The sequence below is a fragment of the Streptomyces sp. NPDC058240 genome, assembly GCF_042882135.1.
Classification (GTDB): domain Bacteria; phylum Actinomycetota; class Actinomycetes; order Streptomycetales; family Streptomycetaceae; genus Streptomyces.
The window spans coordinates 67175-92255 of sequence record NZ_JBHVWT010000017.1 but is presented as its reverse complement, the minus strand read 5'-3'; the positions used below and the strand labels follow the sequence as shown (position 1 = coordinate 92255).

Sequence of the window (25081 nt, the reverse complement as noted above, 5' to 3'; positions counted from 1 at the left end):
GACGACCAAAACGGAGGGCTCCTCCGGAAATTCGTTAGGAGCGATCCTAAGCTCAGGCCCCTCATCCAGAACCTCACCACCTGAGCGCTCAGCGCCTGTCCGATCTGACGCGCATCTTCGAGGATGACGGAGCCCGGTCAGAACGATCGGTTCGGAGGCGGGTGGCGCGGTCGGCCCGTCTCCGGGACTTCCGGGTCAGCCCTTCGGGTTGGTGAGATAGGTGTCGATCACTCGCATTGCCTTCTCCGTCCCGCCTCTGCGGTAGAGCCAGTGGCCCACGACGTCCATCGTGAACAGAGATGCCTTCGGGAAGGAGCGCGCCATGCGCTGCGCGCCCGGCAGCGGAGTCGCCAGGTCATGGGTGGCGTTGGCCACGAGGACGGGAGGGAGGTCGCCCTTGGCTCGGGCGGGCCGGGGCTTGGGCGGCATGGTCCAGCCCTGGCAGCCGAGGACGCTGTCCAGGGCCTGGGCGTTGTAGCGGACGTGCGGGGCGGCCTTCGCGACCCTCTTGCGGATGGCGAGGTACTGGGCGTAGTCGCGGATCCGGAAGTCGTAGTCCCGGCACAGCACGAGTTGTGAGTCGGAATTGGTGCCGACGGGGAGCCAGTTGACCTCACCCTTTCCCGTGTTCAGGGCGGCCAGCTGCCGTGCAGTGCCCTCCGGGCTCCCCTTGCCGAGTGCGAAGGTGAGGAAATCGGACAGCTTGTCGGCGTCGACCTTGGTCCGCGTCGGTCCGTTCGGGCCCGGATCGCGGAGTGTGCCCGCGTCGGCACGGGCGAACAGCTTGTCGGTGACAGCCATCAGGTCCTTGCCTTTGAGCGCGCAGGCCGTGTCCGTCTTGCACCAGGCCGCGAGCCGTTTCAGGGTGTTGTCGATGGTGACGCTGCCGTCGGTGAGGTAGCGCTCGGCGTCCGGCCGGTCCGGGTCCATCGCGCTGTCGAGGGCCAGCGCGCGGAGCCTGCCCGGGAACAGGCGTGCGTAACGTTCGCCGAGGAACGTGCCGTAGGAATGGCCGATGAAGCTGATCTTGCGTTCGCCGAGGGCGGCACGGATCGCGTCCATGTCGCGGGCCACGCTCTCGCCGTCCATATGGGCGGCGAGAGCGCCCGTCTTCTTCAGGCAGCTGTCCGCCAGCCGGCTGTTCAGGGTGCGCATCCGCTCGAACTCGGCCGCATTGCGGGGGCGGGCCGGAATCGAGCCGGTGATGGTCTCGTCGCACTCGGCGTTCTGGCTGCGGCCGATACCGCGAGGGTCGAAGCCGATCATGTCGAAGCGCGGGAGCATGGCCGGGGAGTAGCCCCCGATGGGGTCGTCCGCGTACAGCGCGTCATCGGCGCCGGCCGCCCCGGGGCCACCCGGGTTGGACATCAGGACGCCGATCCGCCGTGCGGGGTCGGTGGCCCGGTAGCGGGCGACGAAGATGCCGATCTTCGAGCCCTTCGGCTTCGCCCAGTCCAGCGGTACCTTGACCGTCGCGCACTGCGCACTCGGGCTGGGGTCGGGGTAGGGCGGCTCGGCCTTGGGGCAGGTGCCCCAACGGATCAGCGGGACAGCGGCGTTGGCATGGGACGGCTCCTGGGCGGCTGCCGCACCGGGGGCGCCCAGGGCCGCTGCGGAGGCGGACAGGGCCAGGAGTACGGAGACAACCCGCCGTCTTGTGTTCGGGTTCGGGTTCACACGCATGCTCGTGTTCATGCGCGTCACTGTTTCGGCCCCGTATGACGGCGCCTCCATGGGCACATGGTGAGAACGTAACAAGGAGCTCCGGCTGAGGTGTCACGGCTCAGCTGTCGACGGCGGCTGTCTCGCCGACCGTCGCGCGTACCGGTATAGTGAGGCGCACAACTTGTTGTTCAGGCACAGAGGCCCCGTCATCGCAGATGACGGGGCCTCTGATTTTGCCGGGTCAGGCGATACGGAGGTCGGGGCGGCCCTCGGTCGGCGGTGCCGCTCGGTATTCCGGTAGGTGGATGGTCGGCAGTTTGCCGCTCTTCATCTCTTCGAGGGCGTACGCGAAGGCAGCTTCCATGTCCGTCACGCTCTCGTACTTGGCGGCGAGTGGGTGGAGTCGGTAGCGGTTGCCCCCTCGGCCTTCGGCGCGGGAGCGCAGCACGAGGTTCAGCTCGAACAGCGGCTCCATCAGGGCGCTGACGGTGGGCGGCTTCACCTTGTACTCCACCGCCATCTCGCGCTGGCTCGGCAGTGCGCCACCGTTCTCGCTCCGGAAGACCAGGTACTGAAGGAACTTCACCGGGGCGGCTCCGATGGGCAAGGCCCAGATGCGCTCAGCAACGAGGGGCGACATGACTGCAACGGCCATCGGTGCCTTCCTCCGTATCGAATCGGCTTGTCGTAGTAGCGGGCATCACCCTGTGCGCTTCCTTCTGACAGGCTCGGGCACTACGCCTTCCAGGTTAAGGTCCAGCGCCTCCTGGTGGTGGACCATCTCGGGACCAATGCTGTGCGGGAATGCGGTGGGGTCGTCGTCGTGGTCCGCGGCGATCTGCGCGAGCACATCGTGCTGGGCGGCGCTGTTGCCCTGGAACCAGAGCGTCACGTTGAGGCGGATCCGCCCGTTCCCCGCCGATTCGAGCCACTTGTACTCGCAGAGGGTTCGGACGGCGCGGTTGACGGTGGGCCTCGTGATCATCTTGGCGCCGGGCTTCTTGGCCGCGAGCCCGTTCAGGCCGTCGGTGATCTCCTGCTGGGTGTACTCCGCGATCCCGGTGCCGGGCCTCTGTCCGCCCGCTACGTACAGGAACACGCACAGCTGGCTCTTCGTGATGCCGTTGGCGATGAAGAGCTGGGGCAGCAGCTGGGTGAACCAGTTGCTGGCGAGGCTGTAGCCGGCGCCTCCGGCAAAGCTGTGAACGGATCGCGGGTCGTTCTCGTACTCGAAGGTGACGCCCTTGAGCTTGGGCTTCCCTGTCCTCGACGGTGTTGTCTCCTGGGCGGTCGCGCCGAGTTGCTCACCCAGCAGGTTCAGGATGTCGTCGTACACGGTGTTGCTCTCCGGCGAGGAAGCGGGAGAGGGCACTGCTCGTGGCCGACGCGGCTGGCGCGACGGCGTTTCAGATGTCACTGGACCCTCCTTGTTGCTCAGGCGGTCCGAGGCTATCCCAAAAGTTCGGCTGAGCCTTACTTTTGACGGCTCGACACGCTCCGAGTCACAGGGGTCAACACGCCCACCTCAAAAGTTCGACTGAACCGAAGTTTTAGTGCGTGAAAGTGCCGGAAGTTAGGCTGAGCCTAACTTCCGGTGTCAATATTGCGGCACATTTTGTTCGGATCGATTCGGATCAATGCCATGTGCCGGGATGTTCGCCCGGCACCGGCACGCCGCTGACCTGCGGTTTCTCCGGCGTGCCCAGCCGGTTTGAAAAGTTAGGCTGAGCCTAACTTTTTGGGCCAAATGTGCCGGCCAGGTTAACATTTCGACCTACCAAATGTGTCGGCCAGAGCATGATCAACTTCGCATATGTGCAGGTCAGCGCTGTTTCGAGGCCCGGCGCCTCTTATAAAAGAAGACCCGCACCCGACGTTCGGCATCGCCCTCAGGCCCGGAGCAATGCGTCCGTGTCGGGCGCGCACGTCATCTCGGGCGTCAGTTGGCGTTCCTGAGCGGACGTCACCGGCTGAGCCCTCTACTCGCCGTACTGAACCTCAGCCGACGAAAGCCAGCCCCGACGAAAGGGTCATGGATCCTGCGGCGGGAGTGCTTACCCGAGCCCTCCACTGTGATCAGCCACTGCACCGTCTTGTCCGACCCGCAGTCCCACGGGCCCGGCTGTCCGCGATGGTTCATCAGCTGAGTGCCGGCCAGCTCGGCACCCGCGATGGACAAGATGTCCTGTAGAGACTCCAGTTGCTGCTCTTTGATGGGTTTGGGAGCGGCGGAGGGCATCAGTTGCAAAAGGAGCGCATTATAGCTGAAGTGGGTACGGATGTATATGGTATTGCCGCTGGTGGTTGCCGTGTTCGGCTCGCAGTGGCAGTGGCAGTGGTTCCACCACGCTGAGCAGTGACGACTCCTCATGGGCCACTCCCCCGGGCCATGTGTGCATGGCATGGGTGCTTCGTGCGGACACGCTGTTTCGAAGGCATCCCTCGGTCCCGGGCCCTGGGATTATCACGGCGTGATAGCTGAGGGGGCCCGGCGGCAGGTGTGGGGGCTATCACGGCGTGATAGCCCCCCACCCGAAAAAGGCGACACAGCTAACGTTTCATGCATTCAATTGATCTATGGCGTTAGTAGAGTGACGAACTATGACGACACCCGACACCAGGGGCGACCGCGAGAAGGTCGTCTCGAAGCTGCCTTCTTGGCTCCGCCAGGAACTCAAGGTCCGCGCCGTTCAACATGGCATCGACATGCAGGACGCTGTCGAAGCCGGCATCACGGCATGGCGCGGTCTCGGATCCAACCTCTCCCCCATCGACACTTCTGGGGCGGAGTCCTTCGCGACGTTCCTGCCCGCCCAGCTGTGGACCGGATTCCGCTCGGACTGCAAGCGCCGGGGGGTATCCCTGATCCAGGGTCTGGCCCAGTCCGTACGCGTGTGGCTGGACAGCCATCCCGCTCCCGCGGTGAAGCGTCCCGACATCGTCCGCCGCGTCGTCATCTGCAACCAGAAGGGCGGCGTCGGGAAGACTGCCGTCACTGCCGGAACCGGCGAAGCTCTCGCGGAAGACTCCACCGCCCTGGTGCCGGTTCGTGTGTCCAAGCACTTTGCCGCACTCCTCGAAGAGGACGAGGAAGCCGCCAATGATCCGCTCGCTCTTGAAGATCTGCCCGGACTCGGGCAGCGGGTCCTGCTCGTCGACTTCGACCCTCAGGGGCACCTCACCAAGCAGCTCGGCCACGCTCCCCTCGCCATGGACGGGGACTCCCTCACCAATCACATGGCCGGTGATGGCAAGGGTCCACTGAGCGACCTCATCGTGACGATCGACGAAGACCGGTTCGGTGGGCGTCTGAATCTTCTGCCCGCCTGCACCGATGCCTTTCTCCTCGATGTACGTCTCGCATCCGTCCGCGCACGCGAAGCCGCCCTCGAACGAGCCCTCTCCGCAGTCGAGCCCGACTACGACGTCATCCTGATCGACTGCCCGCCCAGCCTCGGACTGAGCATGGACGCGGCCACCTACTACGGGCGCCGCCGCCCGCAGGAAGTGCCCGGCAACTCCGGCGTTCTCATCGTGGTCCAGGCCGAGGACAGCAGTGCCGACGCCTACGAACTGCTCACGTCCCAGATCGAGGACATGCGCAACGACCTTGCGCTCGACGTCGACTACCTCGGCCTTGTCGTCAACCACTACGACGCCCGCCGCGGCTACATCGCCACCTCCTCGCTCCAGTCCTGGATGGCCATAAAGGATCCGCGTGTCGTAGGCGTCATCGGAGACCTCAAGGAACAAAAGGAAGCCGTCCGCGCCAAGCGGCCGCTTCTTGCCTACGCACCCCGCTGCGAACAGTCCGTCGCCCTTCGCGCCCTCGCCCGGGAGATCAGCAAGTGAGTAAGGCCAAGAACCTCGGAGCGGGCGCCTCCTTCGCCCAGGCCCGCCCCATCAGCGCCCGTCGGGCTGCGATCGGTGCTGCTACGGGCGTGCCAACGGCCGGCGTTCCCGAACCGACCGAGCTCTCTCTGAGCCTCATCAGCCAGAACCCCGACAACCCTCGCGAGGAGCTCCGCGATCTCCAGGGGCTGGCGGAGAGCATCGCGGAGATCGGTCTCGTCAACGCCGTCACCGTGGCCTCCGTCGAGGCCTACCTGGCAGAGCGGCCGGACCGCGCGGCCGACCTCGACGAGGGCGCCCGGTACATCGTCGTCGACGGCCACCGCCGACTTGCCGCAGCACGTCTCGCCGGAGCTGCGACGATTCGCGTCAGCGTCGACAACGCTCTTGTCTCCACCGACGAGTCACTTCTCGAAGCGGCCTTCGTCGCCAACGTCCACCGTGACGACATGAACCCCCTGGAGCAGGCGCAGGCCCTGCGCACGCTCGTCGACTTCTACGGCTCCCAGACCAAGGCAGCCAAGAGACTCGGCATCGCCCAGTCGACCATCTCGTCGAAGCTCTCCGTGCTGGACCTCGACCCACAACTCCAAGCGGACCTGTTGGAGGGGCGCCGCAAGATCGAGCACGTACGGAATCTCTCCAAGCTCCCGCCCGATGAGCAGCGTCAGCAGGCGGATGCACGGGCTGCCGCAGGTGGCCAGAGGCGTTCGGCAGCGCGTGAAGTATCACGCCGTGATAATCCGGAGAGCGGGGGAGTGGAAGAGAGTGGAGGAGTGGAAGGGACCGGGGACAGGGCCGGTACTTCCGACAGCCCGGATACCCCGGATACCCCGGACAGCTCGGAGGATCAGCGGACGGGGCTATCACGCCGTGATAATCCGGAGGAGCTGCACGTAGGGCTATCACGCCGTGATAGTTCGGAGGAGCGGCAGGCCGAGCTATCACGGCGTGATAGCCCCGGGACCCGGGAGTCGGTATCGCCGACGCAGGATGAAGTGCCCAGCCAGCGATCGGAGCAGGCCGGACGACAGGTGGCGCCGACACAGCTGGCCCCGGGAGAGTCCGGCATCGTCGCCCTCGGCAAGGTCACGAAGATGCCCTGGCACGACGGTCATCAGGTTGCCGAGCTCGTACTGAGAAAGATGGATGAGGCGCAGCGGAAGATCCTTGTCGACAGGATCCTCGACGAGGGCACCAACTCGGTTCGGTGAACGGCCCGGTGAGGGCGGGCCGGGGGACTGGCATAGGTTCCCGGCCCGGCCCGGCCGCCGTGGTGGTGGTGGCAGCGAGCAAGGAACTGCTCGCTGTAGCAGGTGTGTTGGCCGCCTGTGCAGCGGAACTCCCGTTGTTATGGGCCTGCATGTCCGTGTCCTTCGGCGGGCGCGATTGGCTGGTATGCGCCAGTGGGGGCGGTCGTGATGGGGAGGCCGCATGAGTCCGGATCCAGACGGACTTGAACGGTTCGGGCGGTGGGGGAGCGGGTTCAGCGACTGAACGCCAGCGACTGAATGAGTGCTGAGTCGCTTCGGGCATAGAGCAAAAATTGCAGGTCAGGGCCCCAGTCGAGGGAGAACAGCGACTGAAGCGACTCAAGGTTCAGGTATATGGAGACATTCGTGCGTGTGCGTGTGAGCGCGTGTGAGCGTCATATATGGCGAACTTGAGTCGCTTCAGTCGCTGTTCTGTGTTGCGCAAGCCTTTGACCTGGTGTTCTGCGTGCCTGCGGGCGAGCGACTGAGCGACCGTCAGCCACTGTGGACTTCAGTCGCTCGGTCGCTGGGGCTTCTTGCGGATACGTACATACGTTCTATCCCATGCGCCTCTCCTCTCTCTCAGATTTCGCTAATCTGATTGTGGGAGTTGAGTCGCTTCAGTCGCTGATGGGGGAAGTGAATGGCAGCTGAGCTGCAGGCTTCGCGCAGCGACCCACGGCAGTTCGAGAGATCTGCACCGGTCGCTTCGCAGCCTCTGACAACTGCTTCGTGGTGTGCGCGCCAGGGGTGGCCGGTTCATCCTCTTGCTCCGGGCCGTAAAACGCCTGTGGGCAACTGCGAGGTGTGCCGCGGCCAGGGTCATGCCCGAGGGGGTGCGACTGTATCCGTGCGGGCCGCTGGTGTCATGGGTTTCATGCAGCCACGCTCGATCTCGACCGGATCCGGCAGTGGTGGGGTTCCCGCCCCGATCTCGGGGTGGGTGTTGCCACTGGTCCGGCCGGCCTCGTCGTCATCGATGTCGACGCGCATGCGTGCGAACTCCCCGACCGGGACCGGCTGCTGCCCGGTGTCGGGATCTCCGCCGGGGGCGACCTGACCGGGCTGGCCAATGGCTTCCACACCCTGGGAGTGCTGGCCGCCCTGCGCGGCGCTGCCAGCCCGGCGGACGACGAGTCGACGCTGCGGGTCCGCACCCCGTCCGGGGGCCTGCACGTGTGGTACCGCAATGACGGCGGGCATCACTGGCAGTGCTCCTCCGGGGCGGGCGGCGGCCGGGCCCTTGCCTGGCAGGTCGACGTCCGGGCGCACGGCGGGTACATCGTGGCGCCCGGGACCGTGACCCCCGCGGGGATCTATCGGCCGGTGGGAACCGTGCGGGTGCCTGCTCCGCTGCCCGCCTGGCTCGCCAGGGAGCTGGAGCGCACCGGGCATCTGCCGTCCGCTTCCATGCCGGGGACCCGGCCTGTGCCGCCCCGCGCCCGGCAGGCGGTTCTCGCGGCGGGTGGCGGACGCGGGGCGGGGGACCGGGTACTGACCGGAGTTCTCGCCGAGGTCGCCGCATGCGCGGCCGTACCCGAAGGCGCTGCGTTCTCCGAGAAGTTGAACCGGGCCGCGTACACCGCCGGCGGTCTGGTCGCAGCGGGGCACCTCACCGAGGCCGAGGCCACACGGGTGCTGCGGGATGCGGCCGAGCAGGCCCGCCCGGGGCAGCAACGGCGGTGCCTGGCCATCATCCGGCGCGGGCTGAGCGCGGGTCTGACACGCCCGCTGTCCCTCGGGGGGCGTGCGTGAGTGTGGACGAGGACAGAGCACTGTCCGCCTTCGACGTCCAGGTCGTGGCCGCGCAGATCCTTGCGCAGCCCGTTCCGGCGCCCCGGCAGAGCGACGAGTCCGCGCGGTACACGGTCGCTGCCACACCGGAGGGGGACGGCGAGGCGACGGCGAACGGGCTGCTGCCCGACACGCTCACCGACCGCGGCAACGCCAAATTGTTCGTCAAGCTCTATCGCAACGACTACCGGCACGTTCCCGGGATCGGCTGGTACCGATGGGACGGCACCCGCTGGCAGATCGACGAGGACGACACCGTGATGTGGTCGGCGGGCGACCTGGCGGAGTCCATTGCCACCACCGATCCGCGAGGCGTCTACACTCCGGCCGCGTTGCAGCAGCACCGCCGTCGCACGCTGAGCACCAGTGGGATGAACGCGATGCTGACGCAGGCGAAGTCCGCCCCGGGAATGGTGCTCAACGCGGCGCGGCTGGACGCGGATCCGTACGCGCTGTGCACGCCCGCGGGCGTCGTCGACCTGCGCACCGGACACATCCGTGCCGCCGATCCGACAAAGGACTTCCACTCCCGTTCCACCTCGGCCGCGCCACAGCCGATGCCCACGCCGCGCTGGAACCGATTCCTGACCGACACCTTCGGCGAGGGGCCGGACGGTGCGGAGATGATCGACTTTCTCCAGCTGCTGCTCGGCTACTCCGTTACCGGGGATGTCGGCGCCCAGGTCATGCCGTTCCTGTTCGGCTCCGGGAAGAACGGCAAGTCCGTACTGCTGGACGTCCTGATGAAGCTGCTCGGGGACTACGCGGACGCGGCGCCTCCGGGGTTTCTGATGTCGCGTCCGTACGAGGGCCATCCCACCGATCTGGCCGAACTGCACGGCCGCCGCGTGATCGTGTGCAGCGAAGTCAAGCCGGGGGACCGTTTCGACGAGGCCCGGGTCAAGCTGCTCACCGGTGGCGACCGGATCAAGGCGCGCCGGATGAGGCAGGACTTCTTCAGCTTCGAGCCGACGCACAAGATGTGGCTGCTCGGCAATCACCGGCCCGAGGTGGGCACGGGTGGCTTCGCGTTCTGGCGGCGCATGCGGCTGATCCCGTTCGAGCGGGTCGTCTCCGACGATCGCAAGATCGACAACCTGGCGGACATCCTCGTCACCCAGGAAGGTGCGGGCATTCTCAACTGGCTCATCGAAGGCGCCCGTCGCTACCTCGGGGGCGCCAAGGACCTCTCGGATCCCGAGCGGGTCCGCATCGCGACCACGGCGTACGCCGAGACCGAGGACCACACCGGGCGCTTCGTGCACGAGACCTGCCGGCTTGAGGCCGATCTGCGCGCCGAGCAGGCGCAGCTGTACGCGGCCTACAGGAGCTGGTGCCAGAATGAAGGCGCACCGGCGATATCGTCCCGGGCTTTCGCGGCACATGTCCGCGAGGTGGTGGGACTGACGTCACCGAAGGAAATGATCCTTTCCAACCAGCGCAAGTACTACCCGGGCATCGGCCTGCTCGCGGACGAGGAGACAGTATGAGTGCCCTCATCGCAGAGGACGAGATCGTCGACGAAATGGACCTGGTCTGGCTGGAGGACATCAGTCGGCTCGACTATGTCCGCCAGAGTCTGGACCGGTTGCCGACCCGGCGCGGCAGACCCGCGTATCACCGTGACGGCCGGATGGTCGGGTACGCCCTGCTGGGGCCGAGGGCCAAGCCGTCCCGCTCCTCCGGCACGTTCAGACGACGGGTGTTCTGGCTGCTTCCGCACGACCGGGACACCGAGCCCGACGGGCTGTACGCGAGGGGGGCGCCGGCGGAGGCCGTGGATGTGCGGACCCTGGCGCCGGGCAGCAAGGGGCACAAGACCGAGCGCTCGGAGGGCGGACCGATGTCGTCCGCGACGCGGGAGCCTTAGCTTGAGCTTCGGTAGTGGTTCCCGCGTCAGTGCCGGGCACACGCACTTCGGCCCGGTCGCCATCCTGGTTCCCCTGGAAACAGTCCGTCCGGTATATTTCTTTCAGCGGATGGACCGCAGCCAGGGGGAGGCGTCGCTGTGCAGGGGGAACGTCCGGTACGGGCACAGGTCGTGGTGGTCGGTGGGGGACCGGTCGGCATGCTCGTCGCCGCCGAACTGGCCGGGTACGGAGTCGACACCGTGCTCCTGGAATCCCGAGCCGAGGTGTCCGACCAGCCCAAGGCGACCACGCTGCACGCCCGAGCGGTGCAGACCCTGGCCCGTCGCGGTCACCTGCCGGGGGAGGGGTACCCGTACGCAGACGACGCGGCGGAGAGCCCGTTCCACTTCGCGGGCCTGCCCGGACTGACCATCACGGTTCCCGCACGCGAACCCGAGCCGATCCTCAAGTGCCCCCAGGTGGAGCTGGAGCGGCACTTCGAGGCGCGGGCGCGGGCGGCCGGGGCACGGATCCTGCGCGAGCACCAGGTGCTTGAGTTCGTCCAGGAGGACGGCGGGGTACGGGTCACGGCCGGGGGGCCGCAGGGGACCGCGGTCTGCTTCGCCGAGTACGTGGTGGGGGCGGACGGCGCCCGCAGCACGGTCCGCGACCAGGCGGGCATCGCCTCCGAGACCCACCCGGCGACGGTGTCCGCGCTCATGGGCGCCGTCACGCTCGCGCAGCCGGACGAGCTTCCCAAAGGCTGGCACCGCACCGAGCGCGGCTGGATCGTGGCCAAGCTCGACGCGGAGGGCAGGACACACATCCGCACGCTGAATTGCGACGGTGCTCATCCGGACCGGCAACTTCCCCCCACGTTGGAGGAGTTGCGCCGGGAGGTGTCCTGGATCGCCGGCCGGGACATTGCGATGGATGAGCCGCGCTGGCTCAGCAGGTTCAGCGACTTCGCGCGGCTGGCCCGGACCTTCCGTGCGGGGCGGGTCTTCCTGGTGGGCGACGCGGCGCATGTGCACTTCCCGATCGGAGGGCAGGGCCTCAGCACCGGGGTGCTCGACGCCCTGAACCTGGGCTGGAAGCTGGCGCTGACGGTGCACGGATCGGCGGACGCGGGTCTGCTCGACACCTACGACCGGGAGCGCCGTCCCGTCGCCCGGCGGGTCATCGACCAGACGCAGGCCCAGCTCGCCCTGATGCGGCCCGGCCCCGAACTCGACGCCCTACGAAGGGTGTTCACCGGAGTCCTGTCGGCGGACCGTGAGCACGGGCACCTCGGCGGCATGATCAGCGCACAGGACACGGTGCTTCCGGACCACACCGGGGGATCGGATCACACCAGGGGATCCTGCCAGGCAACGGGAACGTTTCTCCGTAATGCGGTGCTCAGCACGGCAACCGGCGAGACCGATGTGATCGGGCTGCTGCGTGACGGCCGGCCGCTGCTGCTGCTCCTCGGCGAGGAAGACAGCGGCCACCGCGAGGCGGCACGGGAATGGGTGGGGGTCCTGCATGTGGTCCGTGCCCGGCCCACTACCGAGGTGCCGCACGACGCGTTGCTGGTGCGGCCCGACGGCTACATCGCCTGGGTGCCAGGCGTCCGTGACCTGACGGAGGTGCTGTCGGCGTACTTCCGCAAGAGCGTCGACCGCAAGGGAGTTGGCCCCGAGGATGTCGTTCCTGAGGGCGCCGCTCCTGTGGGGCACCCTTGACGGTGCCCCACAGGAACATCCGGTGCTCAGCCGGTCGTTTCGACGAGGTCCCGCATCTCGGCCGCCTTCACGGCCTCGGCGTAGACCGTGGCTCCGCGGCTCTCGGAGAGGTCGAGAGAGGCGAGGACGGAGGGCACCACCGCACTGGGCAGCACGTGACGCATCAGGGCGGAGACCCGCCCCACAAGGTCGCGGTACTCGCAGACGGCCTGCGACATGGACTGGATGCCGGCGAAGGAGCCCACGATGACATCGGCCGTCTCGGACGGCGAGATGTGGGGCAGCAACTCGCCCTGGGCCTGGGCCTGCTGGAGCAGGTCGAGGCCGACCTCGCCCCAGCGCAGGAACGGGCCGCTCCGGTCGAGGCTCTGCGCCAGCTGGTCCATCGTCAGCCGCACGCCGGCGCGCACCATGGGATCGGTCTGCAGGCGGTGGGCCTGCAGCATCACGACGTCCACGATCTCTTGCACCTTAGAGGCGCGGTGCGGAACGATGATCCGCTGGTCCTGCTCCGCGAGGACGCCTTGAGCCAGGTCTTCCTTCGAATGGAAGTGGAAGTACAGGGCGCCCTTGGTCACTCCCGCCTCGGTGAGGATCTGGGAGATCGTGGCCGCTTGGTACCCATGTTCCTCGAAGATCTTGGCCGCCGCCGAAAGAATTGTCTGACGGGTACGGATGGCTCGTAGCTGCTCAGCCACTTTGCCTCCTCCCTCCTCAGGGTGGTCGAACGTCGGGAGGCCGGTAAAGAAACCGTCCAGTTCGTATCTTACAGGCCGCTTCCTCGTCTGTACCGGTCGGGGAAATGTCAGACAAGAGAGGGAAGTCCATGATTCTTGTCACCGGTGCCACGGGGACCATCGGGCGCGAAGTGGTCCGAAGGATCCCGGCTGACCTGGCAGTTCGCATCATGGCGAGGGATCCGGGGCGAGTCACGGGTGCGAGTGCGGCGGCTGAGATCGTCCCCGGGGATTTTTCGGATCCGGCTTCGCTGGTGGGTGTTCTGCGTGGGGTTCGCACCGTTTTCCTGGTGACCAACCCCGATGGGGACGACGACGCGGGCTTCCTCCGGACCGCCCGGTCGGCGGGCGTGCGGCACGTGGTGAAACTCTCCGCGGCCGCGGTCGCGGACGGCCGGGCCGCGGACCTGATCACCCGGTGGCAGCGCCGCAACGAAGACCTGCTGCGCGGATCCGGTATGGAGTGGACTCTGCTGCGTCCGCGCGCGTTCATGTCCAACGCGCTTTCCTGGGCGGGGTCCATCCGCTCGGACGACGTGGTGCGGGCGCTGTACGGGGCGTCGGCCAACGCCTGCGTCGATCCGCGTGATGTGGCGGAGGTGGTGGTGCGTGCCCTCACCGAGGACGGTCATGCGGGCAGGGTCCACACGCTGACCGGTCCGGAGGCGATCACCGCGGTCGAGCAGACGGCCCAGCTCGCCGAACTGCTGTGCCGTCCGCTCCGGTTCGAGGAACTGGGCCCGGAGCAGGCCCTTACCGCACTGGGCGCACGCTATCCGGCGGACATCGTCGAGGCGCTGCTGGAGAGCGCGGAGCGCGGCCGTGAGGGCTCGAAGGCGGAGGTGGACGGCACGGTCGCCGGTCTGCTCGGCCGGCCGGCCGGAACCTTCCGCGGATGGGCGAGCGATCACCTGGGTGCCTTCGGGTGAGCGCCTTCGGGCACCGGTGAGGGCAGCCGCCGTCCGTCATGGGCAAGTCGATGTTCGGCACCGGTCAGATGCCGTTCGTCAGAGGTCGGATGCCATACGACCCGGCCGTCACCGTGGAGTTGAAGACGAGCTCACCGTCCTGATGGGCGGTCACCAGGACGCTCTGCTCGTCTCCGGAGGCCGTGCCGGGCAGCAGGGACGCCTCGATCACGCATGGGGAGTCCAGCTCGACGTACCGCTTGAATTCATTGGCGATACCGAGCGGGAGGTAGGAGGACCGGCCGAGGGCGGCTGCCGTGGCCTGGCGGGCGGCTTCGATCAGCACCATGCCCGGCACATGGTCGACCGCGTGCTCGAAGAGCACGGGATGCCGGGTGTCCACCCGCAGCTGCCAGCGGTTCGGTTCATTCGTGGGGGAGAGCACCACGTCCATGGGCGACATGCGCCCGACGCTCTGCGGGGCCGCCGGGCTGATCAGCGGCAGCTGGTACCAGTTGCCGCCGGGCGTGTGCTCGCCGCGCACCCGCCGGTAGACCGCGGGCGCCATGCAGGAGAAGGAACCGCCCCCGCTCGCGACGACGTTCCCGTCGCGGTGGAAGACCGCCTCGAAGCGCAGCCCCGACAGGTTCCTGCCGCGCCGGCTGATCTGCGTGCAATCGACGTCGATGCTGAGCGCAGCGGGCTCGTACCCCATCCGTAGATGCTCCGGACATACGGCGATGTCGAGGTCCCAGACGAGGAACTGGTGGCCGAAGGGCACGCCGAACTCCGCGTGTCCCAGGAGGATGCCGATCTGGCGGAGCGTCTCGCAGCCTATGAGCGGATCGTGGTAGCCGTCCGCGACCGGGGTGAAGAAGCTGTGGCTGCGCGGCCATTGAGCGGATATGACGAAGTGGGTGTCGTCCACCCTCTCCCAGTCGGTGAGCATGACCTCCGCGACAGCGGACCGGTGTACGAGTTCCTTGGGGACGGTGGTGGTCAGAGTGGTGGGGTGGAAACCGTCGGGCTTGATCGTGGAAGCCTTGGTGCCTCTTGTCCTTTCTCTGTCGAACGCTGTTGGTTCGACATGAAACGTGCTCGCAGACATTGCTCCCCCTGGGCTGGTGCGAAAGGTGTGTTCAGGGATGGGCTGTTCCTTGGCCCGAAAATACATACCAACCGGTTTAATTTCTAGTGCCTCTGGTGCCTTGGCACCCAAAAACGGCGGAGATGTTTATTCCGGTCTGCCTGTTCTCGGGGATGAGGCCGGGCCGGCGCGTTCCAGGGCCGAGCTGGCGTCCGTTTCTGGTCCGACATGGTTTGAGCGTGACACAAGTTGTCCTCGAGTGGGGTGACTCAAGGCGCACTCGCGGCGTTCTGGTGGGCGGACCGGGACCCGGCCCCATTTGACGGATGAGCAGGTAGTCTTTTCAGAAACCGCGCGCACGGTTTGTTATAGTCGTCTCCTGCCCTTCGGCAAGCACGGCAACCCCCGGCAGTGACGGAGCAGTTGATGGTCAAACAGGAACGCGCGGCGCGTACGCGTGAAACCCTGATCCGGTCCGCGGCCGAGGTCTTCGACCGGGACGGTTTTTCGACGGCGTCGCTCACCGCGATCAGCTCGCAGGCGGGCGTGAGCAACGGAGCGCTGCACTTTCACTTCGCCAGCAAGGCCGTCCTGGTGGACGTTGTCGAGGAGGCGGCGCTGACCAGGCTGCTGGCCGTCACGAACGGCGAGCTGCCGCTCGGGGTGAGCCGGGTGCAACTCCTCGTCGACGTCACCCATGCGCTCGCCGACGCCCTGCGGGGCGATGTGGTGCTGCGGGTCGGCTTCGCGCTGAGCGGCGAGACGTCCCGCCCGCCCCGGATGGACCTGCGGCAGAGCTGGCGGTGCTGGGTCGAGGAGACGCTGAAACAGGCCGAGGCCGAAGGCGAACTGCGCCGCGGGACGGAGGTCCAGGACGCGGTGACCGCCGTGGTGGCCGCGACCGTGGGATTCGAGGTGCTCGGGGTCCGGGACTCGCCGTGGCTCTCGGTGTCGACGGTCATGCGGTTCTGGCGGCTGCTGCTGCCGACGCTCGTGCCGGCGACGCGTCTCGCCGTGATCGAGGCCAGGGGAACCCGGCGGCCGCAAGAGGCGGTGTGACGGATCCCCGGCCCTTCGCGCCCCGTGTAGGGCCGGGGTCCTTCGCGGCCGGTCGCGGGCGTGGTGGCCTCGATGGTCGGTGTCCGCGGCTTCACCCGCCGCGCCCGCCCCGCTCCGGCCGCCCCTACTGTGCGGCGGCCGCGGCGTGAGCGCTCTTCTTGCGTGCGCGGTAGGCGGCCGCCTTGATCTTGTTGCCGCAGGACTCCATGCCGCACCACTGCCGCCGCATGCCCCGGGAGCGATCGATGTAGATACGGGTGCACTCGGGGTTGCCGCACTCCTTGAGCAGGGGTACGTCCGGCCCGCTCAGGAGCTCGACCGCATGGCGCGCCACGGTGGACAGGGCCTCGTCCGGCGTCGCTTCCGTCCAGCGCCCCGAGGCGGTGAGCTGGGGTGCCGCGGGCGGCTTGCGCGCCGCGCCGTTCAGCACTTCCAGTGCCTCGTCGGCGTACTCCTCGCCGAGTCGACGGGCCGTGACCAGTACGTAGGCGGCCTCCCGTACGGCCTTCGCGCGATCGACGTCGGCCTGGTCGCCGGGGGAGACCGCGTCGACGATGCCGGATTCCAGATACCACGCCCGCAGCCGCTCCGGCGTCACGAACATGTCGAACCGCACCGAGCGCCGTGCCCGGAGTGTCGCGGCGAAGTCGAGCGCCGGGTTTCCGCATACGAAGACATGATCCAGATTCACATCACCATTCTGGCAGGTGACTATCGCGTCAGCAAGGCTCCCCCGTGTGCTCCGGGCCGGAGCGCAGCCGGATCTCGCGCCCCTGCCAGCGTCTGCGCAGCCAGCGGTCGTGGCTGGCCAGGACGATCGCGCCGGGCCCGGTGCCCAGGGCGGCCTCCAGCTCGTCGCACAGTCGCGGGGACAAGTGGTTCGTGGGCTCGTCGAGCAGCAGCAGCTCCGGTGGACGCGCCACCAGGAGCGCCAGCGCGAGCCGGCGGCGCTGACCGACCGACAGCCGGCCGACCGGCTTGTCCAGATCCGCCTCGTGCAGCAGACCCAGCGAGCCCAGTGGGACCGCCTCCGCCCGCTCGGCGCCGAGCGAGCGCACGTAGGTCTCGCGCCCGGTCCGGTCGGGCCGGCCGAACACGGTGTCCTGGGCCAGCAGACCCACCGTCAGCCCCTGCCGCCGCCTTACGTCGCCCTCGGCCGCGAGCCGCCCGGCGAGCACGGACAGCAGCGTCGATTTGCCCGCACCGTTGCCTCCCGTGACGAGGAGGCGCTCGGTCGCCGGTACGTCCAGGTACGCGACGGCCAGCCGGCCCGGCACCCGCACATCGCGCAGGGAGACGAGGGAGTCGTCCGCCGACTCCCCGCCCGCCGACTCCCCGTCGAGCGGCCTCCCGCCGAGCGCGGTGACGGCAAGCACGGTGCCGTGGAAACGCAGCGGCTGCGGCGGCTCACCGACCCGCCTGCGCTCCAGCCCGTCCAGCCTGCGGGTGGCATTGCGCACCCGCCGGGAGATCTGGCTCTGCACCCGGCCGCCCCGGTGGCCATATCCCATCTTCTCGTTGTCGCGCCGCTCCCGGTCGGGCGCTACGCGGTGCGCGGTCACCCCGGCCGAGTGGCGCAGCGCCGCCAGCTCCTCCTGCTCCTCGGCGTACCGCTGTTCCCAGCGTTCCCGCTCGGCGCGCTTCTCGGCCAGGTAGGCGCTGTAGTTGCCGCCGTAGCGGACCGGGCCGTCCATGGCCGGATCGAGGTCGATCAGATCCGTGCAGACGGCGTCGAGGAAGGTCCGGTCGTGGCTGGCCACCACGACGACCCCGGGCAGGCCGCGCACCTGCTCCTCCAGGAACGCGGCGGCGCCGTCGTCGAGATGGTTGGTCGGCTCGTCCAGCAGCAGTGCCGAAGGGCGCCGGACCAGCAGGGCGGCGAGCGCCAGGCGACCGCGCTGCCCGCCGGAGAGGGAGCCGAGCGCCCGGTCGTGCCGGAACGCGCCGAGGCCGAGCCCGTCGAGCACGATCGCGGCACGCCGGTCCGCGTCCCAGACCTCCCGCTCCTGGGCCTGTTCGAGCCGCCGGCCGTACGCGTCGAGCAGCTCGGCGTAGCCGGGGGAGTCCTGCGGGACGTGGGCGAGCCGCTCGGTGAGACGTTCGAGCTCGGCCAGGTCGTCGCGGGCCTCGCGCAGGGCTTCGTCCAGCACGTCGGCGATCGTCGACGCGTCGTCGAACGGCATCTCCTGGTGCAGGAAGCCCAGGTCGGCCGGGCGTGTGACGGTCCCGGCATCGGGTTCGTCCACTCCGGCGAGCAGGCGCAGCAGCGTCGACTTGCCGACGCCGTTCTCCCCGATCAACCCGATGCGGTGGCCGGGGGAGGCGGTGAGGGAGACGCCGTCGAGGACCCGTTTGGTCCCCAGGGTGCGGACGACGTCGGATGCGAGCAGGGCCGGTCGAGACATGGTGGTCCACCTGACGTGATCAGTGTTCGGCCCGCCGGGTGGCGAACCACCTCGGGCGCGGGCCCGGTCGGCACGTCAGCGGCTCACACCTCGGGCGCCCCCGTCTCCGTCAGCTCACCGCCGGCCAGCCGCAGCCACCGGGCCACACCGATCCGGGCCAGAAAACGCTCGTCGTGGCTGATCACCACGAACGCCCCCCGGTACGAGCCCAGCGCGCTCTCCAGCTGGCCCGCGCCGACCAGGTCGAGGTTGTTCGTCGGCTCGTCCAGGAGCAGCAGCTGCGGAGCCGGTTCGGCGCACAGGACACAGGCCAGGGTGGCGCGCAGCCGCTCACCGCCGGACAGCACCCCGACGGGCAGATGGGCCCGGGGACCCCGGAAGAGGAAGCGGGCGAGCAGGTTCATCCGCTCCGCCTCCGGCCGGTGCGGCGCGAACGCGGTGAAGTTCTCGGCGACGGTGCGGTCCGGGTCCAGCAGGTCCAGCCGCTGCGAGAGGTAGGCGATCCGGCCGTCGGCTCGCTTGATCTGACCGCTGTCCAGGCCGAGTTCGCCGTTGAGCAGCCGCAGCAGTGTGGTCTTGCCGGAGCCGTTGGGACCGGTCAGCGCGATGCGTTCGGGGCCCCGGACGGTCAGGTCGACGCCCGGCTCGGCGAACACGGCCCGTCCGCCGTGGCGGACCTGCATGTGCTCGCCGAGGACGAGCGTGCGTCCGGCGGGCACATCGGTGTCCGGCAGATCCAGCGTGATGCGCTGCTCGTCGCGCAGGGCGCGCCCCGCCTCGTCCAGCCGGGCCCTGGCCTCGCTGACCCGGGAGGCGTGCAGCTGCCCCGACCGGCCCGCGGACTCCTGGGCGCCTCGCTTCATGTTCCCGGCGAAGATACGCGGCAGGCCCGCGCTCTTGAGGTTGCGGGCGGCATTGCTCGCGCGGCGCTCGGCGCGTTCGCGGGCCTGCTGCATCTCCCGCTTCTCCCGCTTCAGTTCCTGTTCGGCGTTGCGGATGTTCTTCTCGGCGACCTCCTGCTCGGCCTGCACGGCCTCTTCGCACTCGGTGAAGTTGCCACCGTAGAAGCGCAGTTCGCCGCGTTCGAGCTCGGCGATGCGCTCCATGCGGTCGAGCAGCGCACGGTCGTGGCTGACCAGCAGGAGGCAGCCGCTGAAGTCCTCCAGTACGTCGTAGAGCTTGTGACGGGCGTCGAGGTCGAGGTTGTTGGTCGGCTCGTCGAGCAGCAGTACGTCGGGCCGCTTCAGCAGCTGGGCCGCCAGACCGAGCGAGACGACCTGGCCGCCGCTGAGCGTGCTCAGGCTCCGGTCGAGGGTGAGACCGGCGAGGCCGAGCCGGTCCAGCTGGGCCCGGGTGCGTTCCTCGATGTCCCAGTCGTCACCGATGGCCGTGAAGTGTTCCTCGCTCACGTCCCCGGACTCCACGGCGTCCAGGGCCCGGATCACCGCGTCGACGCCCAGGACCTCGGCCACCGTGAGATCACCGGTCAGGGGAAGGGTCTGCGGGAGATGGCCGAGCGTGCCGCCCACGGACACGGACCCGGTGCCGGGCCGCAGCTCGCCGGCGATCAGCTTGAGCAGGGTGCTCTTGCCGGAGCCGTTGGGCGCGACCAGGCCCGTCCGGCCGCTGCCCAGGGTGAAGGACAGGTCCTCGAAGACCGGGGTGTCGTCGGGCCAGGCGAAGGACAGGTTGGAGCAGATGACGGAGGCGTCGGACATGGAGAGACCTCGAATGAGATACGGGCAGGCAGAGACTGGTGCCCGGGACATGGAAGAAGGGGACGACTGAACGGCCACGACGGCGATGCTCCTGGGCATCCGCCGGTGGCCTGACAGATCGGGGTATCACCCCGAGATGTCGTCGTCACCCACCATGTCTGGTCTCCTCAATACATGATCGACTCGATATGTGATCAATGCTCTCGCGAGCCTAACAGGCCTCGGGGCCTGTTAGGCGGATCAGAGTCGGAAAGGTCCTACAGGCCGAGGTCGGCGGCGAGGCAGGGGAAGGAGCGGACCTGGGTGCGCATGACTGTTCCACGCGGTGCGTCACCAGTCAAACAGGTGACGCATGCGATCCGTGTGTATGGTGTTCGGCTTGTGCCTGAGATGAACTCGATGGAGGAGAACCGGACATGGCAGCCCCGTACCCGCCGATCGATCCCTACGACCACGGCATGCTCGACACCGGCGACGGAAACCTCATCTACTGGGAGACCTGCGGAAACCCCGACGGCAAGCCCGCTCTCGTCGTCCACGGCGGCCCCGGTTCGGGCTGCTCGACGGGCCCGCGCAAGTCCTTCGACCCGGAGCGCTACCGGATCATCCTCTTCGACCAGCGAGGATGTGGCCGGAGCACGCCCCATGCCGCCGACCCCACCACCGACATGAAGCTCAACACCACCGAGCATCTGATCGCCGACATGGAGCGACTGCGCGAACACCTCGGTGTCGACCGGTGGTTGCTGTTCGGCGGCTCCTGGGGCTCCACGCTCAGCCTCGCGTACGCCGAGCGGTACCCGGAGCGGGTGTCCGAGATCGTTCTCGCCGCCGTCACCAGCACCCGTCGCTACGAGATCGACTGGCTCTACCGGGGCGCGGGCCGGTTCTTCCCGGAAGCATGGGAGCGATTCCGGGACGGTGTCCCCGAGGCGGACCGGGACGGCGACCTCGTCGGAGCGTACGCGCGCCTCATGGAGCACCCCGACCCGGACGTACGGGCCAAGGCCGCGACCGACTGGTGCGCCTGGGAGGACGCGGTTCTCTCCGCGGAGCCGAACGGCTCGCCCAACCCGTACGGCGACAGGCCGCCCCGGGCCATGCTGGGGTTCGTACGGATCTGCTCGCACTACTTCGCCCATGGGGCCTGGCTGGAGGAGGGTCAGCTGATCCGCGACGCGGGACGCCTGGCAGGCATCCCCGGCGTCCTGATCCACGGCCGCCTCGACTTCAGCGGACCGCTCGGCACGGCCTGGGAACTCGCCCACGCCTGGCCCGGCGCGGAACTCGTGGTCATCGAGGACTCGGGACACAAGGGCAGTGCCGCCATGAGCGCGGCGCTGTACGCGGCGTTCGAGCGCTTCGCGCGGCAGTAGCCTCGCGAAGCCGTGGGCAGCGAGTACGGGCTTCACCCCAGGAACGCGGCAACGGTTGCCACGAACCGGTCCGCGTCGTCGACCCAGGGGCAGTGACCGGCTCCTGGCTGAACGGTGAGTACGGCATCGGGGAACAGTTCGGCGGCCTCGGCCACCGAGCGAGGGGGGCTGTTCACGTCGAACTCACCGGCGAGCAACAGGACGGGGGCCTCGAAGCCGGCGAGCGCCGCACGGGTGGCATCCGGTGTGAAGGCCCCTTCGGCCGCGAAGAGAGCGGCAGCCTCCTCGTTGTCCGGCCGGCTCGCCGCTTGGTGCTGCTGCGCAGTGGCGTCCCAACGGCCGCAGAAGAAGGGGCTGATGGCCTCCCAGTCGCTGCCGGTGCCCTCGGTGATCGCCTCCAGGGCGGCGAACGCCGCCGGGAACCACGGCTCGTTCCTGCGGAGCTGTGCGAGCTCGCGTCGCATCTCCCCGGTGATCGCGATTCCGAGGGCCCGGGTGCCGGGGGCGATCAGGGCGAGCCTGCCGACGTTCTTCGGGTGACGCGCCGCGTACTGCGTCGCGAGGTTCGCTCCGGCGGAGTGGCCGAGCAGGTCGATCCGGGGGAGTCCGAGGTGTGTGCGCAGGGCCTCGACGTCCTCGACGAGGCGGTCGCAGCGGTAGGAGGAGGAGTCCTCGGGGATCGCGGACCGCCCGGTGCCGCGAAGGTCCAGGACGATCAGCGGGCGGTGCGCCGACAGGCCGCCGAGGTCACCGAGGTAGCGGGAGTCTGCAGGGCCTCCGGGGACGCAGACGAGCGGGTCGCCGTCCCCGTCGCCGTGTACGCGGTAGGCGAGCCGGGTTCCGTCAGGTGCGAAGAAGGTGGGCATGGCATGCACTCTGCCAGCCATAACCAGGTTGTACAACCCGGTTATGGCTGGCAGGGGCCCGGAGGTATATAACCGAGTCATGGCAGGCGAAGAGAGCGCGCACCGGATCGGCGAGGAGCCGGCCGAAGCGCTGACCGAGGAACAGGCCGGGCGGATGCTCGCCGGCATGAACGAAGTCATCCGCGCAGGCGAGGAGATGCGGAGGCTGCGCGCCGAAATGATCAAGCTGTTCATCGGCTTCGGCTGGACGCAGGAGAGGATTGCCCGGCTCGCGGCCATGAGTCAGCCCGCCGTGTCCAAGCAGGTGGCGAAGTACCGGATGGACGACCCGCCGCCTCCGATGGAGCTCTCCCTGGACCAGCAGGACGTCCCATGGCTCGAAGGACGCCTGTGGGCCCTTGCCGAGGAGATCTCGGAGACCCTCCGCGACACCGCCCGCTGCACCCGCTGCGTCGACGCCGTCGCCCGGGGGAGGAAGCGCTTCACGCCCGAGAACGTCGACGAGCTGCGACGCCTCGTCGAGGAGGACCTGAGGCTGCACCGGGCGACGATGCCCATCGGCTACCAGGACGCGTACGACAGGATCAGCCGCGGCCTCGACGTCCCCTCGAAGACCACCGTCACCGCCACCGCATCGGCCTCCGCGCGCCGCGCTCTCGCACACCGGATCCAGCGCGACCGGCTCAGGGAAGACGCCTGATCGCGCAGCAGCCCGATCCTCCGGTAGACGCACGCGTATGGAGTTGAGCGTTGTGGCTATGGGTCGTCTCGACGGGCGGCAGTTGACTGATCGGCATGACGAACACACGGAACAACCAGCAGAACAACCAGCAGAACAGCCAGCGGAACGTTCAGCAGAACGGAACGAGGACGACCCTGGTGATCGGCGGTACCGGCAAGACCGGGCGCCGTGTGGCCGAGCGGCTCACCGCACAGGGGCTGCCGGTGCGTGTGGGATCCCGCAGCGGCGAACCGCCCTTCGTGTGGGAGGACCCCAGCACCTGGGAGGCGGCGATCGAGGGCGTCGGAGCCGTCTACGTCACCTACTACCCCGACCTCGGGTTCCCGGGGGCCGCCGAGGCCGTCGGGGCCTTCTCGGAACTCGCCGTGAAGAAGGGCGCCCGCCGCCTGGTGCTGCTCTCCGGACGCGGTGAACCGGGGGCGGTCATCAGCGAGAACAAGCTCAAGGAGTCGGGCGCCGACTGGACTGTCGTACGGGCCAGCTGGTTCAACCAGAACTTCGACGAGAGCTTCTTCCTGGAGCCGGTCCTGGCCGGTGAGCTCGCGCTGCCGACCGCCGACGCCGTGGAGCCGTTCGTGGACGCCGACGACATCGCCGACGTCGTCACCGCGGCTCTCACCGACGACAAGCACATCGGCAGGACCTACGAGCTGTCCGGGCCCCGGTCGCTCAGCTTCCGCGATGTGGCCGCCGAGCTGTCGCAGGTCACCGGCCGGGAGATCACGTACATCCCGGTCACCCTCGACGACTACCGGGCGGTCCTGCGGGAGAACGGGCTGCCGGTCGAGTTCGCCGACCTGTTCGGCCTGATCCTCGACGGGCGCAACGCCCGCGTCGTCCACGGTGTGGAGGAGGCCCTCGGCCGCGACCCGCGTGACTTCTCCGTCTTCGCGAAGGATGCCGCCGCCACCGGCATCTGGAACGTCTGACAACGCCCGGCAACGTCTGACAGCGTCGGGGGACGTCGGGGGGCGTCTCAAGCCGAATGGGGATCACCACATGGACGTGCTCACCGGGCTCCTGGACGGGCCCAAGGCGCGTGGCGCCTTCCTGCTCAAGTCCGTTCTCAATCCGCCCTGGTCGCTCCGCGTCGAGGACCGCGCCCCGATCTCCCTGGCCACCATGGTCCACGGCGAGGCCTGGGTGATGCCCGACCACGGAGTTCCGGCCCGCATAGGCCCCGGCGACGTCGCCGTGCTGCGGGGCCCCGACCCGTACACGATCGCGGACGCGCAGGACACCCCCGTCCAGATCACGGTCGGCCCGGATCAGCGCTGTGGCACCGGCGACGGCGAGGACGTCACCGACAGCATGGCCCTGGGGGTGCGCACCTGGGGGGACCCGATCGGCCAGGGCTCGTCCGTCATGCTCAGCGGCACGTACCAGGGGCCCGGCGAGATCGGCCGCCGTCTGCTGGGTGCCCTGCCCGCCCTCCTGGTGCGGCCCGCCGCCCTCGACGACTCCCCGCTCGTACCTCTGCTGGCCGAGGAGATCGGCCGCGACGAGCCGGGCCAGGAGCTGGTCCTCGACCGCCTTCTCGACCTGCTCTTCGTCAGTGTGCTGCGCGCCTGGCTCGCCGAGCCGGGCGCCGGCGCGCCGGCCTGGTACCGCGCCCGGTCCGACCCCAGGGTGGGGCCCGCACTGCGTCTTCTGCACGAACATCCGGCCCACGCGTGGACGGTGGAGTCGCTGGCCCGCAAGGTGGGCGTCTCCCGGGCGGGCCTCGCCCGCCGCTTCGCCGAGGTCGTGGGGGAGCCGCCGATGACCTACCTGGCCACCTGGCGTCTCACCCTGGCCGCCGACCTGCTGCGCGAACCGGACGCCACGGTGGCCGCGGTCGCGCACCAGGTCGGCTACAGCAGTGCGTTCGCGCTGAGTTCGGCCTTCAAGAGGGTGCGGGGAGTCACTCCGCAGGAGTACCGGAGGAGCGGCGCCTCGCAGATCGTCCTGCCCCCGGCGACACCGTCCCGGACGGTGGTGCTGGGCGGCTGACGGTCCGGGCCGCACGCGTCACGCCTCGCCGGACGAGCCGGACGAGCCGG

Annotated in this window: 20 protein-coding genes and 1 pseudogene; 12 read left to right on the top strand and 9 right to left on the bottom strand. The window is 68.7% G+C overall.

Going from position 1 to position 25081, the window contains the following annotated elements; translation table 11 throughout:
- Positions 1–195: 195 nt before the first annotated feature.
- From ACFVX4_RS25015 to ACFVX4_RS25005, 3 genes are all read right to left on the bottom strand, one after another.
- Positions 196–1695, bottom strand: coding sequence for an alpha/beta fold hydrolase (locus ACFVX4_RS25015; RefSeq protein ID WP_389980991.1), 1500 nt, complete (start codon positions 1693–1695; stop codon positions 196–198).
- A 211-nt stretch (positions 1696–1906) separates the two neighbouring features.
- Complete coding sequence (locus ACFVX4_RS25010; RefSeq protein WP_331748658.1) at positions 1907–2320, bottom strand: hypothetical protein; 414 nt, start codon at positions 2318–2320, stop codon at positions 1907–1909.
- A 45-nt stretch (positions 2321–2365) separates the two neighbouring features.
- A complete protein-coding gene (locus ACFVX4_RS25005; RefSeq protein ID WP_389980989.1) occupies positions 2366–3082 on the bottom strand; it encodes a hypothetical protein in 717 nt (238 codons plus the stop codon).
- 1184 nt (positions 3083–4266) lie between these two features.
- Between ACFVX4_RS25005 and ACFVX4_RS25000 the strand changes: the two genes are divergently transcribed.
- From ACFVX4_RS25000 to ACFVX4_RS24975, 6 genes and pseudogenes are all read left to right on the top strand, one after another.
- Positions 4267–5517 carry a ParA family protein gene (locus ACFVX4_RS25000; protein WP_389980987.1) on the top strand — a complete coding sequence of 417 codons (1251 nt, stop codon included), beginning with the start codon at positions 4267–4269 and terminating at the stop codon, positions 5515–5517.
- Positions 5514–6731 (top strand): ParB/RepB/Spo0J family partition protein, encoded by a 1218-nt coding sequence (locus ACFVX4_RS24995; protein ID WP_389980985.1) that lies wholly within the window; start codon positions 5514–5516, stop codon positions 6729–6731. Before ACFVX4_RS25000 ends, ACFVX4_RS24995 begins: the two co-directional genes overlap by 4 nt.
- 829 nt (positions 6732–7560) lie before the next feature.
- Positions 7561–8525 (top strand): annotated as a pseudogene (locus ACFVX4_RS24990) (bifunctional DNA primase/polymerase).
- 2 nt (positions 8526–8527) lie between these two features.
- The gene (locus tag ACFVX4_RS24985; protein ID WP_389980983.1) at positions 8528–10054 is read left to right on the top strand and encodes a phage/plasmid primase, P4 family; all 1527 of its coding nucleotides are present in this window, start codon (positions 8528–8530) and stop codon (positions 10052–10054) included.
- On the top strand, positions 10051–10434 hold the full coding sequence (locus ACFVX4_RS24980) for a DUF6009 family protein (protein WP_389980982.1): 384 nt from the start codon (positions 10051–10053) through the stop codon (positions 10432–10434). Before ACFVX4_RS24985 ends, ACFVX4_RS24980 begins: the two co-directional genes overlap by 4 nt.
- A 138-nt stretch (positions 10435–10572) precedes the next feature.
- Positions 10573–12141, top strand: coding sequence for an FAD-dependent monooxygenase (locus ACFVX4_RS24975; RefSeq protein WP_389980980.1), 1569 nt, complete (start codon positions 10573–10575; stop codon positions 12139–12141).
- A 26-nt stretch (positions 12142–12167) separates the two neighbouring features.
- Here ACFVX4_RS24975 and ACFVX4_RS24970 read toward each other — a convergent pair whose 3' ends face one another.
- Entirely contained in the window at positions 12168–12839 is a 672-nt protein-coding gene (locus ACFVX4_RS24970; RefSeq protein ID WP_389980979.1) for a ScbR family autoregulator-binding transcription factor, read from the bottom strand.
- A 128-nt stretch (positions 12840–12967) separates the two neighbouring features.
- Here ACFVX4_RS24970 and ACFVX4_RS24965 point away from each other — a divergent pair, with 128 nt between their 5' ends.
- Positions 12968–13807: an NAD(P)H-binding protein gene (locus tag ACFVX4_RS24965; RefSeq protein ID WP_389981081.1), complete on the top strand. Its 840-nt coding sequence runs from the start codon at positions 12968–12970 to the stop codon at positions 13805–13807.
- A 64-nt stretch (positions 13808–13871) separates the two neighbouring features.
- Here ACFVX4_RS24965 and ACFVX4_RS24960 read toward each other — a convergent pair whose 3' ends face one another.
- Positions 13872–14894, bottom strand: coding sequence for a ScbA/BarX family gamma-butyrolactone biosynthesis protein (locus ACFVX4_RS24960; protein WP_389980978.1), 1023 nt, complete (start codon positions 14892–14894; stop codon positions 13872–13874).
- Between the two features lie 405 nt (positions 14895–15299).
- Here ACFVX4_RS24960 and ACFVX4_RS24955 point away from each other — a divergent pair, with 405 nt between their 5' ends.
- Complete coding sequence (locus ACFVX4_RS24955; protein ID WP_389980977.1) at positions 15300–15932, top strand: ScbR family autoregulator-binding transcription factor; 633 nt, start codon at positions 15300–15302, stop codon at positions 15930–15932.
- 124 nt (positions 15933–16056) lie between these two features.
- Here ACFVX4_RS24955 and ACFVX4_RS24950 read toward each other — a convergent pair whose 3' ends face one another.
- The 3 genes from ACFVX4_RS24950 to ACFVX4_RS24940 all read right to left on the bottom strand — a co-directional run bounded on the left by ACFVX4_RS24950 (position 16057) and on the right by ACFVX4_RS24940 (position 20055).
- Complete coding sequence (locus tag ACFVX4_RS24950) at positions 16057–16623, bottom strand: CGNR zinc finger domain-containing protein (protein ID WP_389980975.1); 567 nt, start codon at positions 16621–16623, stop codon at positions 16057–16059.
- A gap of 28 nt (positions 16624–16651) precedes the next feature.
- The gene (locus ACFVX4_RS24945; RefSeq protein WP_389980973.1) at positions 16652–18337 is read right to left on the bottom strand and encodes an ABC-F family ATP-binding cassette domain-containing protein; all 1686 of its coding nucleotides are present in this window, start codon (positions 18335–18337) and stop codon (positions 16652–16654) included.
- Positions 18338–18420: 83 nt separating this feature from the next.
- Positions 18421–20055 carry an ABC-F family ATP-binding cassette domain-containing protein gene (locus ACFVX4_RS24940; RefSeq protein WP_389980971.1) on the bottom strand — a complete coding sequence of 545 codons (1635 nt, stop codon included), beginning with the start codon at positions 20053–20055 and terminating at the stop codon, positions 18421–18423.
- A gap of 416 nt (positions 20056–20471) precedes the next feature.
- On the opposite strand from ACFVX4_RS24940, the gene pip reads away from it, so the two are divergent.
- Positions 20472–21431, top strand: coding sequence for a prolyl aminopeptidase (gene pip / locus ACFVX4_RS24935; protein ID WP_389980969.1), 960 nt, complete (start codon positions 20472–20474; stop codon positions 21429–21431).
- A gap of 32 nt (positions 21432–21463) precedes the next feature.
- Here pip and ACFVX4_RS24930 read toward each other — a convergent pair whose 3' ends face one another.
- A complete protein-coding gene (locus ACFVX4_RS24930) occupies positions 21464–22297 on the bottom strand; it encodes an alpha/beta fold hydrolase (RefSeq protein ID WP_389980967.1) in 834 nt (277 codons plus the stop codon).
- A gap of 79 nt (positions 22298–22376) precedes the next feature.
- On the opposite strand from ACFVX4_RS24930, the gene ACFVX4_RS24925 reads away from it, so the two are divergent.
- The 3 genes from ACFVX4_RS24925 to ACFVX4_RS24915 all read left to right on the top strand — a co-directional run bounded on the left by ACFVX4_RS24925 (position 22377) and on the right by ACFVX4_RS24915 (position 25031).
- A complete protein-coding gene (locus ACFVX4_RS24925; RefSeq protein WP_389980965.1) occupies positions 22377–22997 on the top strand; it encodes a sigma-70 family RNA polymerase sigma factor in 621 nt (206 codons plus the stop codon).
- Between the two features lie 95 nt (positions 22998–23092).
- On the top strand, positions 23093–23968 hold the full coding sequence (locus ACFVX4_RS24920) for an NmrA family NAD(P)-binding protein (RefSeq protein WP_389980963.1): 876 nt from the start codon (positions 23093–23095) through the stop codon (positions 23966–23968).
- Between the two features lie 70 nt (positions 23969–24038).
- Entirely contained in the window at positions 24039–25031 is a 993-nt protein-coding gene (locus tag ACFVX4_RS24915) for an AraC family transcriptional regulator (RefSeq protein ID WP_389980961.1), read from the top strand.
- Positions 25032–25081: the final 50 nt, after the last annotated feature.

What these genes read in the sequence shown, in the direction of transcription:
- ACFVX4_RS25015 (WP_389980991.1), bottom strand. Translation starts at nt 1,695, where the DNA reads ATGAACACGAGCATGCGTGTGAACCCGAACCCGAACACAAGACGGCGG.
- ACFVX4_RS24945 (WP_389980973.1), bottom strand. Translation starts at nt 18,337, where the DNA reads ATGTCTCGACCGGCCCTGCTCGCATCCGACGTCGTCCGCACCCTGGGG.
- ACFVX4_RS24955 (WP_389980977.1), top strand. Translation starts at nt 15,300, where the DNA reads ATGGTCAAACAGGAACGCGCGGCGCGTACGCGTGAAACCCTGATCCGG.
- ACFVX4_RS24920 (WP_389980963.1), top strand. Translation starts at nt 23,093, where the DNA reads ATGACGAACACACGGAACAACCAGCAGAACAACCAGCAGAACAGCCAG.
- ACFVX4_RS24940 (WP_389980971.1), bottom strand. Translation starts at nt 20,055, where the DNA reads ATGTCCGACGCCTCCGTCATCTGCTCCAACCTGTCCTTCGCCTGGCCC.
- ACFVX4_RS24930 (WP_389980967.1), bottom strand. Translation starts at nt 22,297, where the DNA reads ATGCCCACCTTCTTCGCACCTGACGGAACCCGGCTCGCCTACCGCGTA.
- ACFVX4_RS24965 (WP_389981081.1), top strand. Translation starts at nt 12,968, where the DNA reads ATGATTCTTGTCACCGGTGCCACGGGGACCATCGGGCGCGAAGTGGTC.
- ACFVX4_RS24980 (WP_389980982.1), top strand. Translation starts at nt 10,051, where the DNA reads ATGAGTGCCCTCATCGCAGAGGACGAGATCGTCGACGAAATGGACCTG.
- ACFVX4_RS25000 (WP_389980987.1), top strand. Translation starts at nt 4,267, where the DNA reads ATGACGACACCCGACACCAGGGGCGACCGCGAGAAGGTCGTCTCGAAG.
- pip (WP_389980969.1), top strand. Translation starts at nt 20,472, where the DNA reads ATGGCAGCCCCGTACCCGCCGATCGATCCCTACGACCACGGCATGCTC.
- ACFVX4_RS24960 (WP_389980978.1), bottom strand. Translation starts at nt 14,894, where the DNA reads ATGTCTGCGAGCACGTTTCATGTCGAACCAACAGCGTTCGACAGAGAA.
- ACFVX4_RS24915 (WP_389980961.1), top strand. Translation starts at nt 24,039, where the DNA reads ATGGACGTGCTCACCGGGCTCCTGGACGGGCCCAAGGCGCGTGGCGCC.
- ACFVX4_RS25010 (WP_331748658.1), bottom strand. Translation starts at nt 2,320, where the DNA reads ATGGCCGTTGCAGTCATGTCGCCCCTCGTTGCTGAGCGCATCTGGGCC.
- ACFVX4_RS24925 (WP_389980965.1), top strand. Translation starts at nt 22,377, where the DNA reads ATGGCAGGCGAAGAGAGCGCGCACCGGATCGGCGAGGAGCCGGCCGAA.